The sequence below is a fragment of the Vibrio agarilyticus genome (genome assembly GCF_012641465.1).
In the GTDB taxonomy this organism is placed as follows: domain Bacteria; phylum Pseudomonadota; class Gammaproteobacteria; order Enterobacterales; family Vibrionaceae; genus Vibrio; species Vibrio agarilyticus.
The window spans coordinates 370,780-389,080 of sequence record NZ_JABAIK010000002.1 but is presented as its reverse complement, the minus strand read 5'-3'; the positions used below and the strand labels follow the sequence as shown (position 1 = coordinate 389,080).

General features: G+C 46.5%; 13 protein-coding genes. 6 read left to right on the top strand and 7 right to left on the bottom strand.

From position 1 onward, the window contains the following. Positions 1–144: 144 nt before the first annotated feature. Complete coding sequence (locus tag HGP28_RS03675) at positions 145–630, bottom strand: LabA-like NYN domain-containing protein (protein ID WP_168835077.1); 486 nt, start codon at positions 628–630, stop codon at positions 145–147. 229 nt (positions 631–859) lie between these two features. Here HGP28_RS03675 and HGP28_RS03670 point away from each other — a divergent pair, with 229 nt between their 5' ends. The 3 genes from HGP28_RS03670 to HGP28_RS03660 all read left to right on the top strand — a co-directional run bounded on the left by HGP28_RS03670 (position 860) and on the right by HGP28_RS03660 (position 4,392). Continuing rightward, positions 860–1,492, top strand: a complete 633-nt coding sequence (locus HGP28_RS03670) for a 3'-5' exonuclease (protein WP_168835076.1) — start codon at positions 860–862, stop codon at positions 1,490–1,492. A 101-nt stretch (positions 1,493–1,593) separates the two neighbouring features. After that, a complete protein-coding gene (locus HGP28_RS03665) occupies positions 1,594–3,423 on the top strand; it encodes an ABC transporter ATP-binding protein (protein ID WP_168835075.1) in 1,830 nt (609 codons plus the stop codon). A 264-nt stretch (positions 3,424–3,687) separates the two neighbouring features. After that, positions 3,688–4,392, top strand: coding sequence for a DUF445 domain-containing protein (locus HGP28_RS03660; RefSeq protein WP_168835074.1), 705 nt, complete (start codon positions 3,688–3,690; stop codon positions 4,390–4,392). 235 nt (positions 4,393–4,627) lie between these two features. Here HGP28_RS03660 and HGP28_RS03655 read toward each other — a convergent pair whose 3' ends face one another. Further along, the gene (locus HGP28_RS03655) at positions 4,628–5,083 is read right to left on the bottom strand and encodes a GNAT family N-acetyltransferase (RefSeq protein ID WP_211091879.1); all 456 of its coding nucleotides are present in this window, start codon (positions 5,081–5,083) and stop codon (positions 4,628–4,630) included. A 375-nt stretch (positions 5,084–5,458) separates the two neighbouring features. Between HGP28_RS03655 and egtB the strand changes: the two genes are divergently transcribed. Then, a complete protein-coding gene (egtB, locus tag HGP28_RS03650; protein WP_168835072.1) occupies positions 5,459–6,619 on the top strand; it encodes an ergothioneine biosynthesis protein EgtB in 1,161 nt (386 codons plus the stop codon). Then, a complete protein-coding gene (locus tag HGP28_RS03645; RefSeq protein WP_168835071.1) occupies positions 6,612–7,574 on the top strand; it encodes an L-histidine N(alpha)-methyltransferase in 963 nt (320 codons plus the stop codon). Before egtB ends, HGP28_RS03645 begins: the two co-directional genes overlap by 8 nt. An 85-nt stretch (positions 7,575–7,659) precedes the next feature. On the opposite strand, the gene HGP28_RS03640 is transcribed toward HGP28_RS03645, so the two are convergent. Further along, a complete protein-coding gene (locus tag HGP28_RS03640; RefSeq protein WP_168835070.1) occupies positions 7,660–9,777 on the bottom strand; it encodes a methyl-accepting chemotaxis protein in 2,118 nt (705 codons plus the stop codon). A 280-nt stretch (positions 9,778–10,057) separates the two neighbouring features. Next, positions 10,058–11,299: a tetratricopeptide repeat protein gene (locus tag HGP28_RS03635; RefSeq protein WP_246225526.1), complete on the bottom strand. Its 1,242-nt coding sequence runs from the start codon at positions 11,297–11,299 to the stop codon at positions 10,058–10,060. 546 nt (positions 11,300–11,845) lie between these two features. On the opposite strand from HGP28_RS03635, the gene glgX reads away from it, so the two are divergent. Next, on the top strand, positions 11,846–13,852 hold the full coding sequence (gene glgX / locus HGP28_RS03630; protein ID WP_168835069.1) for a glycogen debranching protein GlgX: 2,007 nt from the start codon (positions 11,846–11,848) through the stop codon (positions 13,850–13,852). Positions 13,853–14,104: 252 nt separating this feature from the next. On the opposite strand, the gene HGP28_RS19165 is transcribed toward glgX, so the two are convergent. The 3 genes from HGP28_RS19165 to HGP28_RS03615 all read right to left on the bottom strand — a co-directional run bounded on the left by HGP28_RS19165 (position 14,105) and on the right by HGP28_RS03615 (position 18,292). Beyond that, positions 14,105–16,069, bottom strand: coding sequence for a YadA C-terminal domain-containing protein (locus tag HGP28_RS19165; protein ID WP_246225522.1), 1,965 nt, complete (start codon positions 16,067–16,069; stop codon positions 14,105–14,107). A 462-nt stretch (positions 16,070–16,531) separates the two neighbouring features. Next, a complete protein-coding gene (locus HGP28_RS03620) occupies positions 16,532–17,473 on the bottom strand; it encodes a sugar kinase (RefSeq protein WP_168835068.1) in 942 nt (313 codons plus the stop codon). Positions 17,474–17,587: 114 nt separating this feature from the next. Continuing rightward, on the bottom strand, positions 17,588–18,292 hold the full coding sequence (locus tag HGP28_RS03615; RefSeq protein ID WP_168835067.1) for a class I SAM-dependent methyltransferase: 705 nt from the start codon (positions 18,290–18,292) through the stop codon (positions 17,588–17,590). Between the last annotated feature and the right edge of the window lie 9 nt (positions 18,293–18,301).

The window sequence follows — 18,301 nt, the reverse complement described above, 5'->3', positions numbered from 1 at the left end:
GATGTCACCGAGAGAGTACCGAGCTCTTAAAGTGGCGAGTTAAACTGTCCGTTTTAGTGGGGGCAACTACAGGTTTATACTCTTTTCTCGTTGAAGTTGCGGGGTTGTTTGGGTATGTAGCCAAATAACCTCAAGATGCAGGATTCAGCGCGCATGAAGTAGCATAGTGTTATCTATCGGGATAAACGTATCGCAAGCCTCTATCAGTGCTTGTGCGGTTAAGCCCGGCACGCCGTACACATCGACCCGGGTGCCAAAGCGCTGCTGAACGCGGCGCACCAAAGGTTCAAAGTCACCATCGCCAGACAACAAAATAATCTGTGACACACCGTTTGCTGCGGCCTCGTAAACATCCAATGCGATGCCCACATCCCAATCCCCTTTAGCACTGCCATCAGCCCGCTGAATAAAGGGCTTTAGCTGCACCTCAAACCCAATGCCACGTAAAATATGGTGGAATTGACGCTGCTTTGGATCATTTGACGCAATCGCATACGCGTTCGCTTGTGCAATCGTCTGTGACGCGCATGCCAGATACCAAAATTGGTTATAATCAAAATGTGCGCGATATTTCTCACGAGTGGTGTAATAGATGTTTTGCACATCAGCGAAGACAGCCGTTGTTGCCATGATCCTTTCTCTTCATTGACAGAAAAGCCGCAGTATATACCGATCTCCCCTGCCATTCTCGCCGAACCACGCATCTTGACCATAAGCTGGCTATCTGATGAAGTTTGTTCGCGCCAACCAACACGCCTACAGCGTTTAACTAGCAAAGATACACACACTATTTTTATTTGGGATAATGCACCGTAAACCGCTATGATGCCGCCCACAATGGCTCTTGTGAGGACTTACCATGATTCAAACTCAACACCGTGCAGATAGCGTCATTGTGCTCGATTTCGAGACGACAGGGCTCTCGCCAAATATGGGCGACCGTGCAATTGAAATTGGCGCCGTCAAGCTAACCAATGGCGAAGTGGTAGCCACATATCAACAGCTCATGAACCCCGGTTTTCGCATCAGTGGTTTTATTGAAAGCTACACTGGGATCACCAACCAGATGCTTGCGCACGCGCCAAGTAATGATGAAGTGATGGCTGATTTTGCCCATTTTATTGCCGATACTCCGCTGGTCGCGCACAACGCGTCGTTTGATAAGCGTTTTCTCGATGCCGAATTTGAGCGCATTGGCGTCAATTATCCGCAAAACTTTGCATGTTCTCTCTTAGTTGCGCGTCGCCTGATCCAAGAGGCGCCGTCACACAAACTGGGTGAGTTAGTGCGGTATAAAAACATTGAGCACGACGGCACGTTTCACCGCGCATTGGCCGACTCGCAGATGACAGCCAAACTATGGTTATTACTGGTTGAAGACTTACGGGCTAAAGGGATTGCTCAACCTAACTTTCACTTGATGCAAACCATCGGGAAAACCAGCAAACACGCCGTGGACAAATTACTTCGTCAGCATCACGCCACCATTTAGACAAACCTGCGGGTGAACCGCAAATAATCGGTAAGGATATCAGTGACATTTCACGCCTCATTGCGCTAGGATCAAGGTCTGACTTGCGATGAGGTGTTGTCATGTTTCAGCGTTTTGAACGATTTACCAACCCATTCCCCGAAAGGCCTACAGATCAGCCCCCCCGCGGCTTATACGCCTTTTGCCGTTATTACACTCGAGGATTTGAAAAACCTCTGCTACTAATGGCGTTCCTTTCGACCATTGTGGCGATTGTTGAGGTTTCTCTATTTGGCGTGATGGGCCAACTCGTGGACTGGCTATCAAGTAGCGATCCGCGTACCTTTTTGACCGACAATCAAAATGAGCTGCTCTTATACGGCGGCTTACTCTTGGTCGTGATGCCCATTTTGGTGGTGGTCTATTCACTTCTTATTCATCAAACGCTGTTGGGCAATTACCCAATGTCGATCCGTTGGCTGGCGCACCGCTACTTATTGAATCAGAGTTTGCACTTCTACCAAGACGATTTTGCTGGTCGTGTGGCCACAAAAGTGATGCAAACCGCGCTCGCGGTACGTGAGTCGGTAATGAAGGCGATGGACGTATTTGTCTACGTTTCGGTCTATTTCACGAGTATGATTGTGATGCTTGCGGCTGCAGATTGGCGACTGATGATGCCGATGTTAGTTTGGCTCATGTGCTACATCGCGATTCAAATTTATTTTGTCCCACGACTTAAACAGATCGCAACCGAACAGGCCGATGCGCGCTCAACAATGACTGGGCGCATTGTCGATAGCTACACCAACATTCAGACGGTCAAACTGTTCTCTCACAGCCAGCGCGAAATTACTTATGCAAAAGAAGGTATGGAAGGCTTTCTCGACACCGTTTATCGCCAAATGCGTTTAGTCACTGGCTTTAATATCGCGGTCGAAATTACCAACTACCTCTTGGTTTTTACCATTGGCGCATTATCGATTTATCTGTGGCTATGCAGTGCCATCAGTGTCGGAGCCATCGCCATCGCAGTGAGTCTCGCTCTACGAATCAGCGGCATGTCCAAATGGATCATGTGGGAAGTGGGCGCGCTGTTTGAAAACATGGGTACCGTCGTCGATGGCATGGAAACACTGTCAAAACCGATTACGATTCAAGATAAACCGAACGCTCCCGATCTGAAAATTCATCAAGGTGGCATCGTGTTCGACAATGTTTCGTTTCACTACGGTGAGAACAAAGGGGTAATCAATCATCTTAATCTCAGCATTAAACCAGGAGAAAAAGTGGGTTTGGTGGGGCGCTCGGGCGCGGGGAAATCAACCTTGGTTAACCTGTTACTGAGATTTCATGACGTAGAAGCGGGAAGAATTTTCATTGACGGTCAAGCCATTGATGATGTCACCCAAGACTCGCTACGCGCGCAAATTGGCATGGTGACTCAAGATACATCGCTGCTGCACCGCTCCATTCGTGACAATATTCTTTATGGTAATCCCGACGCCACCGAGGCCGATCTGCTGCGCGCAACCCGCCAAGCTCACGCCCATGAGTTTATTGAAACGCTGACCGATCCCTTTGGTAACATCGGTTACGACGCTCAGGTGGGCGAGCGCGGAGTGAAGCTCTCTGGCGGGCAACGTCAACGTATCGCGATTTCACGCGTGTTACTCAAAGATGCACCGCTATTGGTGCTTGATGAAGCCACTTCAGCGCTGGACTCAGAAGTTGAAGCCGCGATTCAAGAGAGCCTGGATGAATTAATGCAAGGGAAAACGGTGATCGCGATTGCTCATCGTCTTTCAACCATAGCAGCAATGGACCGTCTGATTGTGCTGGATAAAGGCGTTATCGTCGAGCAAGGCTCTCATCAAGAACTTTTGGCAAACAACGGCATTTATGCTCAACTGTGGGCCCATCAAACAGGTGGCTTTCTTGCCGACGAATAGTTTTATTGCTATCTCTCGCGGCGCAACCTACGTAACATAATACATTTATACCCAAACAACTTGGAGATGCAGGTAGGCGGCAAACGAACAAAGCCTCTGAGCACTTTGTGAACATAGACAAACTATGTGATGAGGTTTGCGAGAGCCAGCCCCTTAATTTTTTAAAGAAAAGCACTTCAGCTTCAAGTAGGACGGAGATACCCCATCGAGGCTTTCGCTTAACCACCGTCAGCCTCGATTGGGTCGATATGAACAACACATAAAATGAACAAAAGCTTACTAACAAACACAATCGCGCTTGCTGCGCTTGGCGCTGGCCATCTCATCGACAATTCTGTGGTGCAAAATGCAGGATTATTCGCTTTTTCTGGTGCCGTAACCAACTGGCTTGCCATTCACATGTTATTTGAAAAAGTGCCGGGACTTTACGGCTCTGGCGTGATCCCAGCACGATTTGAACAATTTAAGCTCGCCATTAAGACACTAATGATGGAGCAATTTTTTACCGTTGAAAATATTGATAAATTTTTGAACAAAGAGTTCCATGGCGGAAACATGCTCAACCTTGAGCCGATTATCGAACAAGTGGATTTCAACCCCAGTTTTGATTCATTAGTTGAAGTCATTGAAGCGTCGCAATTTGGTGCCATGCTTGCCATGTTTGGTGGCCGCGAAGCGTTAGAGCCGCTAAAACAACCTTTCGTGGAAAAAATGCAATCAGCTCTTATCGAAATGAGTCAAAACGATGACGTTAAAGAGGCGTTGAAAGGTCAGTTAGAATCTCCCACCATGATGGCGGAAATCAGCCAAAATATCGAAAACATCATCGATCAACGGCTCAATGAACTCACCCCTAAAATGGTCAAAGAGATGGTTCAGCGCATGATAAAAGAGCATTTGGGCTGGCTTGTTGTCTGGGGCGGCGTTTTCGGCGGTGTTATCGGCATTGCTGCCGCACTGCTTAGTTAATAACAAACACCATTGATTACGATAACCAAACAACTTGAAGATGCAGGTAGGCGACCAACGAGCAAAGCCTCTGAGCATAGGTAGACTATGTGATGAGGTTTGTGAGTGCCCGTCAACACAGCTGCAACTTCAAGTAGGACGGGTATAAAACCGTTAATCGACCCGTCCCAGTTGATGTTGCCACCTAATGGCATTTTCGAGTGAGACGGGGCTGAGTTCGTGAAGGCAACGCGATTTAACCGATATTTCGCGCAATCATAAACACTTCGTCAGCAGAATAAAGATCGCTTATCGTCGCTGCTATTTCCGCACCTAAAGCATCACGGTAAAGCTGCTGGGCAAAGTTATCGACGCGAGTATTCACTATCACATGTTTTAAGCTTGCCTCACGCTTAGCAAGCTGCACTTTAATCAAAGGCAAAGAGGCGGTAATGAGCTGCCTCGCGACGCCTTGTCGCTGATATTCTTGAGCAACCGCCAACTGCTCCAGTTCAAGCACCACCTCTTGGCGAAAACCGCTTCTCTGACTCCAAACAATAAACCCCATAAGCGCATTCTCACGCTCTGCCACGTAAATTAGGTGGTGTGGAAACCCATTAAATAAACACTCAATCCACTCTTGTGAGTGCCCCTGCCGTACAAACGCTTGTGCGTGAATTTGTGCTACCTTGGTCAAATCCGCTGCCGCCATCAATCGAATATTCACGCCCTTTCCTCAATTCAAACTCAGTGTTGATAATATTATTGTTAAGGTATTTTATACCCAAATAACTTGGCGTTGAAGGTAGGAGGCAAACAACGCTTCTATACCCAAACAACTTGAAGATGCAGGTGGCGACCAACGAGCAAAGCCTCTGAGCATAGGTAGACTATGTGATGAGGTTTGTGAGAGCTAACCAACAGCCCTGCAGCTTCCAGTGGAATGGGGATAGCACAACCTTAATATTAAATGCAAAATCACGCCACATCAGTGAAATCATGAACTTGAATGCGATTTGCGCAAATTCATCGACTTGTCTACGTTTATAGATAATTCAACTCAGCGTATCATCACCAAAGGAGTGGTATGTTACTTGAGCATTATCTTAAAACGCGCCATTACACGGAAGCTTTGTGTGCGCCATTAAGCACCGAAGATTACGTCCCACAGGCCGAAGCGTTCACCAGCCCACCAAAATGGCATCTTGCACACACAACCTGGTTTTTTGAGTGCTTTGTTCTCAAACCTTACGCCAAGGGATATTGTGAATTTGACCCGACGTTTGATTTTCTGTTTAACAGTTACTATCGCGCCCTTGGTGAGCGAGCTATCCGTGCGCAGCGCGGCATCATCACGCGCCCAACCGTCGCTGAAGTGTACCGATATCGTCAGCATGTTGACCGCGCGATAATTCAGCTTTTAAATGACACACCCTCGATTGAAAGCGCGTTAGAGGATCTTATTACACTTGGCATTCATCATGAGCAGCAGCACCAAGAGCTGTTACTCTCCGATCTCAAATACACCTTTTCGTTAAACCCCACACACCCTGTTTATCACGATGGCGCAGTCCAAGTGGCGGATACAAACTCATGCTCTGGTTGGCTTTCCATTGCTGAAGGGCTGTATGAGATTGGCCATAACGACGCGTCCTTTTGTTATGACAACGAGCTTGGGCACCACAAAGTCTGGCTAGCCCCTTTTTCCATCGCAAAAGATCTGGTCACTAACGGTGAATACATCGCTTTTATTGAAGATGGGGGTTATGAACACTTTCAATATTGGCTTGATGACGGCTGGAGTTGGGTCGAGCAAAATCACATCCGCTCGCCACTGTATTGGCAAAAAATCAACCATCAATGGCACTACTACACCCTTGCGGGACTCAAGCCATTAGATCCTAACGCAATTTTAACCCACATTTCATTTTATGAGGCCAGTGCTTTTGCCCATTGGAAAGGGCTGCGTCTGCCAACCGAATTTGAATGGGAGGTCGCTTCGCAACAGCTCGATTGGGGAAAGCGTTGGGAGTGGACATCGTCGGCGTATTTACCCTACCCCGGCTTTCGCATCAGTGCCGGAGCTGTTGGTGAGTATAACGGCAAATTTATGATCAATCAGATGGTACTTCGCGGGGCCTCAGTTGCAACCTCTGACGGACACCAACGCTACACGTATCGCAACTTCTTTCATCCACATTTTCAGTGGCAATTCACCGGAATCCGTTTGGTAAAAGAGAATGAATAAGAATTTTATTGATGATGTCGACAGTGGTCTTAGCCAACTGAATAAAAAGTTACCGTCAAAATATTTCTATGACGAGAAAGGCGACGCGCTGTTTGTTGAGATCATGGGCCTTGAAGAGTATTACCTTACGCGATCAGAAATGGCGATTTTTGATACTCAAATCGAGGAAATTATTGCGGGGTTTCAACTCGACAAAACACGCTATTTTGATCTGATTGAACTGGGCGCTGGCGATGGCAGTAAAACTCAAAAACTGCTGAGCGCTCTATCGCAAAACGGCTACCACTATGATTACGTGCCTATCGATATCTCACGCAATGCGTTAACACAACTTGAACAGTCGCTTCAGCAAAAGATGCCTCAGGTCAATGTTAAACCGCAGCACGGTGATTACTTCGAAATCCTTGAAACACTGAAATATGATCATCGGCCTAAAGTGTTGCTCTTTTTAGGTTCCAATTTAGGCAACATGTCAGACGAACTGGCCACAGAGTTCATTCATAGCTTGGGCGTTAACCTCAATTTGGGCGACAAAATTTTACTCGGCGTTGATATCATCAAACCCGCCAGTGTGGTACTTCCTGCGTACAACGACGCTCAAGGCGTCACACGGGCATTTAATCTGAACCTACTGCATCGCATTAATACGGAATTGGGCGCCAATTTTGACCTGTCGTGTTTTGAACACACGCCTGAATACTCTGAAGACGAAGGCATTGCCAAAAGTTATCTCACCAGTCTCGTTTCGCAAACGGTGTCGATTAAAGCCATTGGCAAAGATTACCACTTTGAATCAGGTGAAAAAATTCACACTGAAATCTCAAGAAAATACGACGATAAGATTTTAAGCCATATTCTAAAAACCACCCGCTTTTCAATAACGGATAAATTTACTGACAGTAAGGGCTATTTTTGTGATTACATTTTGACACGATTGAACGATGCTAATCCGTGACCTCGTGATTATACCCAAACCACTTGAAGATGCAGGTAGGCAACAAGCGAGCAAAGGCGCTGCAACTTCAAGTGGGGCAGGTATATTACACTTTAAACTGTCGCATTAACGCCTGCTGAGTGGTTGAGTGACGGTCTATATCTTGCACCATCCGCTCTGCATCAGTGGCTTGGTCCAGTATTGAACTGCTTAATTCTCGAATATTTGTAACGTTCTGGTTCACTTCTGAAGAGACCGATTGTTGTTCTTGAGCCGCTTTAACAATCTGCATATTCATATCAGTGATTGAGGCGATAGACTCAAATACTTTACTTAAGGACGCCACGGCTTGCTGCACATGATTGGCCGTTGAATCGGCCAAATTAGAGCTTTGTCCTATCGCGCTAACCACATCTTGTGTGCCTTTCTCTAGCTGCTGAATAACCTGTTGGATCTCTTCGATAGAGTCGTGAGTACGACTGGCTAGCTTTCTCACTTCATCCGCAACCACCGCAAAACCACGACCCTGTTCACCCGCGCGAGCTGCTTCTATGGCCGCATTTAATGCCAGTAAATTAGTTTGCTCAGAAATGCCTTCAATAACGCCAAGGATTTCGGTGATATTACTGTTGTTCTTAGCTAACTCTTCCACAACAGGGACGGTGGATTTCATCTGTTGAACCAGCATGATCATTTCTGCCGCAGACGTCTCTATCACTTCCTGCCCTTGAGACGCTGACTGATTGGCCTGTTCAGCAGCTTGCACCGCGATTTGCGCATTTTGTACGACCAATGCCGCGGTTTGCGTCATCTCTTCTGACGCGGTTGATACCATATCCACTTCTCGAAATTGAGCTTCACTGCTTTTTCTTGTCGTCATCGCATTGGTATTCGATTTCGCAGCGGTAGACGCAATCTGCGCGGTATTCTCTACGACCTGTGTAATCGTCTGCTGTAACTTGGATAAAAAGGCATTAAACTGTTGAGCTAATTGACCTATTTCATCTTCAGAGCGCACTTCTAAGCGCTGGGTCAAATCACCTTCACCCGAAGCAATATCTTCAAGTCGGCGAACCACTAATCGAATCGGTTTAACAATGCGGGCAGACATCAATGCGATGATCAACAATCCTGCTATGACAAAAACGCTACCTGTCATCACTTCGACAATCGCGCCTTGGCGCAACTGGTTAGTAATGACATTATCAAGAGCAATGGCATCATCTAATACTGCCTGTCTTGGCATATCGAAAAATATACCCCAAGTCTGATCGGCAATAATCACCGGGCTAAAGACACTTAACCATTTCCCATCAACACTCCACTTTGCTTGCGCTTGTTCACTCACAATTAAATCACTGATTGTAGCGCGGCTCAGCACTGGACTGACAAAGCGTTCGCCCGCGGCAACGTTAATATCATCAGAGGCAATCACGGTCTCATTACGGCTGATAATATTGACGTGTCCTCGACCATTAAATAAATTGGCATCAGACTCAGCAACGGTAAAACTTAAATCGGTCAGACGTAAATCTAGCCCTAGAAAACCAATAACGGTTTCATCATTCACAATTGGCAGTGTTAATGATGACATCAACTGCGGCTTACCATCGACAGAATAAAGTTTTGGCGTGCTAACACATGCCTCGCCCTGAGTAATAGGGCAAATAAATTTTTCTGCGTTAGCGGTATCTTCAAGTTCCGCTCTCGATAAAATAAACTGTTCGATAGCATTACTGTCATGACTGACACGCCAATAGGTTGCAAACTGACCCACATCATTCGATCCAACATAATCTGCACCAATATAATTACCATCTTCACTATCAAGTGCATTAGGTTGAAACACCAAATACGCACCTTGTATTGATGGAAAATCAGACACCGTTTTATATATCATTTGATCAAGAGCCGCTCGCAATTCCTCACTGGAGCCAAAGTTGTCTTCGGTATTCTTTTTTTGGAACAATGAATTAGCAATAAGCATCTCAGCGCGATAGATGGCTTCGTCAAAATAATCTTTAACATCGCGCGCATTCATTTCTGCGCGCGTCTCAAGCAGCTGTTGCGACTTTTCTGTGACCGACTGTGTGCTGAGTTGTCTAATGGAATTTTGATTGCTGATGGCGTTGTATAGTGAAAAGCCAATTAACGCCAATGAAGTAAAAACAAGACAGCATCCTGCCAATACCGTGATCTTCCATTGCACGGAAAGTGTTCGCATATTACATCCCTTTAGCAAACATTCTAGAATTCAGTTTTTCTCAACGGGTTATACCCCACACATATACCCAAACAACTTGGAGATCCAGATAGGTGACAAGCGAGCTAAGGCGCTGCAACTTCAAGTGGGACGTGTGTCGGTATAAATAAACACATTGATAGGGATTATTAATAGCACCTTTATCTTTTCATCTCAACAAGATAGTGACCATCGTCACAGTACACTCAAACCACTTAAAGATGCGGGTAGGCAGCAAAACGATAAACGACACCGATGCGCCTCACCGCATCGGCTGTGAAAAGTCCAAGTTAAGGTTGGTGGAAGAGTCGTGATTTACTGAAGGCTCGCTTTGGTTGAATTCCACAGTAACCGATTCACTGTCATCAACATTTGAGACATTCAGATTAACATTTTCGGTGGGTGCTTGAGGCTCATTCACAAGGCCACTTTCAACATGCTGTTCATCCAAGGTTGGCGCCGCACTTTCTGCAACTTTAGCTGCCGAATTTTCCTCTTGGTTGGGAAAATAATGAGGTCGTTTATACAGCTTATTGAGCGCTTTAATAATGGCGTGGCGATTGACTGACCCAAGTTCCAGTTTCTTTTGAATCGGCTTAGCTATCGCTTGCAGCCCGACCACCACATCCACGCCAATCGCACTGGCGGCAGCATCGCGTGCCTGGCGTGCTTGATTAAAGCCAAAATGGGCGGCCATAAACAACCAGATATAAGCCAACGCATCACCCGCTTTACCGCACCCACGCCACGCTTCGCCGGCGTAGTACATGCCTTCAGGATGGCCTTGTTCAGCGGCGCGTTCATACCAATAACAAGCTTTAAGCTGTGAACTGCGAGTGCCGATACCATTCAAATAGCAGTGGCCCAACTCAATTTGAGCCGCAGCACTGTTATGTTTTGCCGCTCGAGTAAACCAACGAAAGGCTTCTTTGTTATTACTGTTGAGGTTCTCATGAGAATTTGACCAGCGTCCCATGTAATGCATTGCCTCAAGGTTCCCCTCATTGGCGGTTTTTTCCACCAGCTTAGTGCCTTTTTCTGCATCCCGTTCAACGCCACGTCCCTGAATCAACGCCTGGCCGACTTCAAAGCGAGCGTCGTTGTCACCATTGCACGCCGCAATCGCCGCGCGCCAAAAGTTAGCTTGCTCCCTAAGCACCTTGTCCTCGCCCATTTTTTCCATAATGCGCAAAATGCCGTACATCGCGGTCACATTATCCAATAATGCGGCTTGTTTATACCAATGCAGTGCTTCGCGCGGGCTGCTTCGCTCAGCTTCTTTGGCTAAATAGAGTAATGTAGGGATATCGCCAGATTCGGCTTTCAGTAAACGCTCTTGCCGCTCTTGTTCACGCGCGCGAGCAACGGCACTGCGATAAGCCGCATCACGGGCTTTTTTTTCATTTTCTAACCGCTGTTTGCGCAATGATAAAGAGACCATCCAGATCAATACCATTAGCAGCGCCAAGCTTGTGGCGCCAATCGCCAACACTGTCATTGTCATAATGTGTTTTATTTCCGTTTTAACTTATGGCTGCGGTTATTAACCTCAAGGTGCGCAGCGTAACGAACAAGCTCTGAGTTCGACGTTTTGTCGCCACTTTAGTACAAAATATCTTGCGCGATTCATCACGAAACTGCCAGTTGAAGTTGAATCAATATCTCAATTGGTGAGCTTGATTCCTTTATTGCGCTCAACTTATCACCACTGCGTGACGCATTAGGCAATTTTTTCACCGGTTGTGCGCGACCAATCTTCAATTTCAAGCGGTTGGTCACGCCTCATGACTTGACCGCGTGGCGCCAAAGGCTTTTACTTAAAGCTCATGGACATATACCTAAGTAACTTCAAAGTAGAAGCGTTAAAGCGCTTATCGATACGCTGAATTCAAGAGACACAATGCAATGAAAGGGTGAATCGATACCCAAATAGATTGGCGTTTTCACGTAGGCAAAAGAGAAGGCTATCGAGCAAAGCGCTTCTCGAATTGTATTGAGGTTTCATGATCCTAAGGTTACTTAGGTATATCATGCCAACGAATAATGATAAATGAACACAGTAATTTCCAGCCCTTACCCACTTGGGGCAACACTAGATGAACGTGGGTGTAATTTTTCGGTACATGCCCCGGATGCGCGCGATGTTTGCCTTGCGCTATTTAATGATAAAAATGAATTTAAAACATTCAAGCTAGACAATTTTTATGGTGGCATTCGCCACACCTACGTTGAGGGAGTCCAAGAAGGCCAACGTTACGGTTATATTGCTTACACGGATAAAGGTCCAATACTGTTATCAGACCCTTATGCCAAAGCTCTTGATGGCCCACTCACCTACACGCCACCATTTCAATTCGAAACTAGTTTCTTAATGGCCAAAAGTGTGGTTCGCAGCGGCGAGTTTGATTGGCAAGGGGTTAAAAAACCCAATATTCCGCGTGAAGAAACTGTCCTATTTGAAACCCACGTTAAAGGGGTCACTCAACGCCATCCTGAACTCAATGAAGCGGAGCAAGGGCGTTATTTGGGTCTGGTGAGCCCTGCTATGCTTAATTTTTACCGTGAGCAGCACATCACCACAGTTCAATTATTACCTGTTGCAGCTTGTATGCATGAGCCTCATCTGCTCAATATGGGTAAAGTTAATTATTGGGGCTATAACCCTTACCTCTTTATGGCACCCGATCCTCGTTATGCGGATGTTGATGCGGTCAATGAGTTAAAAACCGCCGTACGAGAGCTGCACCGTCACGGCATCGAAGTCATTTTAGACGTGGTCTATAACCACACGGCAGAAGGGGGTGAAGGTAGCACCGTCTTTAACCTCAAAGGGCTCGATGGCCGCTACTACATCAAGCACAGTGGCCACTTTGCCAACTATACCGGTTGCGGAAATACCGTCGACTTGCGTTACCAACCGGCACTTAACTTGGTGATGGATACGCTGCGCTACTGGGTCACTGAGTACCAAATTGATGGATTTCGCTTTGACTTGGCCGCAACGTTGGGCCGTGAAGGTGAAAATTTCAATCCTGGAGCGGCTTTTTTCAAAGCCCTAGCGCAAGATCCGATCCTAAAAACCATCAAGCTGATTGCTGAACCTTGGGACATCGGTCCGAATGGCTATCAAGTGGGGAATTTTCCCTTTGGTTGGAACGAGTGTAACGACAAACTGCGCGATATTTCTCGCAGCTTTTGGCGCGGTGATACCGGCTATTTGAAAGAGTTTGCCACTCGTCTGATGGGTTCTCGCGACATCTACAGCGCCGCCTACTGGCCGTTTAAGATGACGGTTAACTACATCACCTACCACGACGGCTTTACCTTGCAAGACTTGGTGTCGTACAAGCAAAAACACAACGACGCGAATGGTGAAAACAATCGCGATGGGCATGGTGATAACCGTTCAGCCAATTACGGCGTGGAAGGGGACACGGCTGATTTTCTTATTCGCGCCACGCGAGAGAAGCAAAAGCGCAATTTTATCAGCACACTGCTCTTTTCATTTGGGATTCCGCACATCCTGACCGCCGATCTTTTATCTCACTCGCAGCAGGGTAATAACAATGCCTACTGCCAAGATAATGACTTGAGCTGGCTCGATTGGACACCTTCTGTGGAGCGTGATGGCTTTCGTCGCTGGGTGGCCGATATGGTGCGCCATCGCCAACGCTATATGGTGCCTTTTATTCGTGCCTTTTCCGGCCGTTGTCGTCATCGCAACCGTATTCATTGGCGCAAAGCCAGTGGCGCGATGATGGAGCATCACGATTGGAACCAACAAATGGCGTTGCAGTTGCAAATCGGCATCGGCAAGCAAGGGGGGCAGGAGCTGCTCTACCTGATTAACCCAACCGATTTGCCCGTGTCGTTTCACTTGCCCAACAAGCAAAAACAGTCTTGGAAAGTGTTATGTAATACCAACTTACGCATGATTCGTCATGACCAATGGAAGACACGCGAAATGTCACTGTCACCCATGTCGATGGCTATTTTGCACTGTGAGCATGAGCCTGAACTGACTGCAAGCCACGACGCAGAGAGCCAAACCGCGTGAAGGTATCGGCCAAGTAAGTTGAGGGAAATATCAACGCTAGGGATGTTTTTAGTACCAAAGCAGCCTATTTAAAATGGGATTGATAAATCATATAGCAACCGTATTCAAAAAATGAATGCGGTTATTTCCCTTCTAATTGACTAACATGAAAATTAACGAGCAATTTAAATCGTATTTTACTGTCAAAATTATATCTTAGAGACAAAAAAGCCCTCCACTACAGAGGGCTTGGTCTTAGTTTCTAAAGGTTAGTTAGAAAGTGTATTGAACACCTGCACCGCCCGACACTTCGCTGTAAGAACCAGTGGTAACGTTAAGAGTCATCGATGCCGATAATTGATCGCTGAATGCATGCGCCGCACCTACTGCAACTGCGCTTGATGAACCAGCATAACCAATGCCAACGCCCACTGCAGTCTCACCTTCTGATGATAGGAAAGGACGTGCGTTATTTACCGCGTGGACACCCGCCATAACTCCATCGATTTTCTCATCCAAGCGCGCAACTTCGCCAAATAAATTATCGATGTCTTGTGCATTTTGAGCGATTGCACTGTCTTGACCTGCATCATACAGCTCTTGCTCAGTGAAGTATTCTTGCGCCGTTTCACCGTTATAAGTCGCTTTAAGCTCTGCCACTTTTTCTTGCAGTTCGTCAGTCACGTTCTTACCGTCTTCACGGGCGGTTTCTTTGGCTTCTTCAAGTGCTTCACGCGCTTTTTCGCCTTTTTCGCCATCAAACGGGTTTTCGCCGTCATGAATTGGCATTTCTGGCTCAAGAGTGCGGCGCTCTTCAATGTTTTTCGCAATCTCTTCAGCCTTGTCTTTCAATTCGGCTTTCTTGTCTTCCGCCCAATCAGGCGCACCAATTGGAGTTGGGAAGTCTTCGATTGGCGCTTCTGGATCGCCGTAATCAGGCACACAAGCGTCTGCTGAGGCATCATCACATGGTTGTGCCGGAAGTTCTGGAGTTGGGTCAACTGGAACTAAATCAGGATTGTTAGCCAGTACGTGATTGCGCACAGTATCACGTGCTTCAACTGCCATTTCTTCCATCTGTTCGATGCTGTACGCTTGACCAGTTGCAGTATCAATTACTTTAACTGTTCCATCTGCTGATTCTTGAAGAACCAAACGATCTTCACCATTCACACCTTCACCAGCAAGTTCATTGATAAGACCTAGCTTTTGTTCGTTGGTAAGATTGTATTCAGCACCATTTTTGTATGCATATTCCGCAATCGCTTCATAGTTATCACGAACCGTTTTGTAACCGTTTTGATCCATTGCATGTTTAACAATGGCGATTTCGTTTTCATTCAAGCCGGACAGGTCACGACGTAGTTCACGAGTATCGTGGCGATCTTCCATTCGCTCGGCAACATCATCACGAGATATCGGATTGGTTGGGCGCATTTCTTGGCGCTGTGTTTGACGTTTACTTGCACGTTCAGCAGATACCGCAGCAAGTTCTTTCTTCGCTTTACCTAATGCAATTTCATTGATATTGCCGTCAGCATCGCGAAGTAGCACTTTGTTATCGCCATTGATAAGGGTAAGTGAGCCATCTTCCGCCAGCACCATCGAAATGTCAGTGCCTTCTAGCTGCGTATTGAATCGAGCAACAATATCTGAGCCGCTGTTTGGTTTAGATACGATTGGGTCGATGCCGAAGCCAGGGTCGATAGGTTCGATGATAATATCTTCAACAGGTGGCAAATCACCGTCATTAATTGGTGGGATACCGACATCGCCATTGTTTTCTTCGATGTAGTCGCGAATAAATGATTCGTCATTTTCGACGCGCTCGATGAAACGCTCAATGATGCGATCGCGTTGGAACTCGCCAGTATTGCCAATAACAATCTGCTTTCCACTGTCAAGTGTAATCACTGCGCCTTTATTTTCGCCCGTTTCGTCGCTTCCAAGAACGAAATTGATTGTCTTTGTTTCACCATTGCGATTGAACGTATATGAGCCTTTAGCTAGGGATTGACCATTTTCATCAGTGATTAAACCACCCTGAGCACCTTCGCCATGTTCAAAGTCAGAATACTTACCAAGAACCAGCTTACCGCCATTTTCCAAATCACCGTTGATAGTGCAAACCGTTTCACCTGCTTTAATTTCATTACAGATTGGTTGAACCACGTCTGCCGCATTAGCACCAAAAGAAGTAGCTGCTACTACAGCCATTGCTAAGATAGTCTTCTTCATTTCTATAACCTTTAGATTGAGATCTATGCGCTCAGTGAAAGCGCGCTTCTTTGTGTAACTCATTTAAGTACGAGGACGCATTATAATAATACGTACGAGCATATCAATGGCCATTTTTGACCTCATAATTAGAAACAAACCTCAATTAACAAAGGATTAACCAAGATAACGTACTAGAACCCATTATGTAATCGATTTCTTATTTTTATCAAAATTTAAGCGAGTGTGCGTGTGGATTGAGATAAGGAATTAGAGGCAATAAAAAAGCCTCGTAATCGAGGCTTTTTATGTTTTACAAAGATGTTAAATTTATTTAGGCCAATAATTGCGATACACGTCACAGATTGCAATCACTTGAATGACTTCCTATACACGGTTGTTCCGATAACTTCGCATGTGATGGGGCTTTCCTTATTTTGTTACGATAAGCACCGCAACACTAAGTGGAGCAAGTCTCAAACGTTATGCCACCACAACCGTTTGCGGCGCATCAGCGACGAGATTTGATGAACTGCGTACGTTATCTGCCGATGCTTGTCCGAACCTTAATGCTTGTTCAAGCGATTGACCGTTTAACCTCGCCGCAAGGTAAGCAGCATTAAAGGCCTCTGCCATACCAAGCTCATTACCATGTTCATCGATGCCAAGTGTCTCACTCGACGCCGGAGAAGTATCACTCTGCCCTGCCAGACACGCCCAACTTTGAGCGCCATCCATCAGCGCGACTTCCGTGACGCCCTGATTCAAAACACGTGTCATTACTGCTTGCGACGATGGGTCACCAAACAGGCGTGCATTATCTTCAAACGTCATCAAAGCGATGTCGGTCAGTGCGAGCATTCGCTGGTACGCCTTTTGCGCGCTGCTGGTGCACGGCCATAAATCATCATGGTAGTGAGATGCAAAACAGATAGTGCAACCCGCGCGGCGCAATTGCGCAATCAGTGCCAGCAGCCTATCAAGGTTATCACTGGTTTGGATCCCCAAAGTCACGCCCGTAAGATAAACAAGCGAATAATCTTTTAAAATGTCAAAAATCTGCTCATCTTCGAGATGATCAAACCAAAAACGCGCGGCGGAATTGTCACGCCAATAGCTGCAATAACGCGCGCCATTGGCATCAGATTCAATGAGATAAAGCCCTGCGTGTTTATCCTCAATACGCAGCGTGTGGCTCATATCAACGCCTTGTAGAGCGCACTGTTCCACTATGTGACTGCTTTTTTCTTCTGTGCCAAACGCACTAAAAAAGCTGATTTCCATCGAAGAGAAATTCGGCATTTGGCCCAAATGTGCCAAAGCGATCGCCGTGTTGATCGCATCGCCACCATAACCTATTTTCAGGCCATGTGCCGCGCCTTGCACTTCCACCAAACCTTCGCCTAACACAGCGATTCTTTTCATTTGTTATCTCCGCGACATACTGATCTTGCGAAAATATAATCCAATCTGACAAGCGGCGTTATAGGCGAAAAATAAAGATTGATGATTTGTGATCGCAACCGTTTTTCTGCTTGGTTAGCAACGCGGTTTTTCACAACGCACAAACAAAAAATTAGGATTGTGGCTAAGGCGTGCATACACCTGCGCATCCAGCGTTTGTGCCTGTGGGTCGATCACCCCTTCGTTCATTCCTGAGATCACTAATCCTTGCGAGGTTGCAGCGCTCATCAGCTCAGTCAGTGAACGCCGAAAAAATCGCACCGTCACCGGAGTGCCGATGGTATTCCACTGCTCTTCAACGCACTCACGAGCAAAATAATTACCGCTCGTCGAGCACTCAAAATCAGCAAAAGGATGATGGGTGGAAAAAACCAAATAACCGCCTGGTTTAAGCACCCGCTGCACATCGGCAAAAAACGGCGTCAAATCCTCCACATAGTGAAGCACTAAGGGGCAGATCATCACATCAATGCTGTCATCGGCTTCACAAGGAAAACCAACACTTAAATCCTGCACATAGGCAGTCACTTGCGCATCCAATGATTCTTTTACTAGGGCGATCATCTCGTGCGAGGCATCCAAGCAGGTCACCGAGGCCGCGCCTCGCTCAAGCAGCCACTGGGCATAAACCCCAGAGCCGCAGCCCAAATCAAGAACGCGTTTTCCCTTAACATCTCCCAATAGAGCTTGTGTCGAAGGACGCTCAAGAAGCGCATTATAAATATTATTTTTTACCACTTCGCCATATTGGCGCGCATGCTCGGTATACATCAATGACATAAAGAAAGT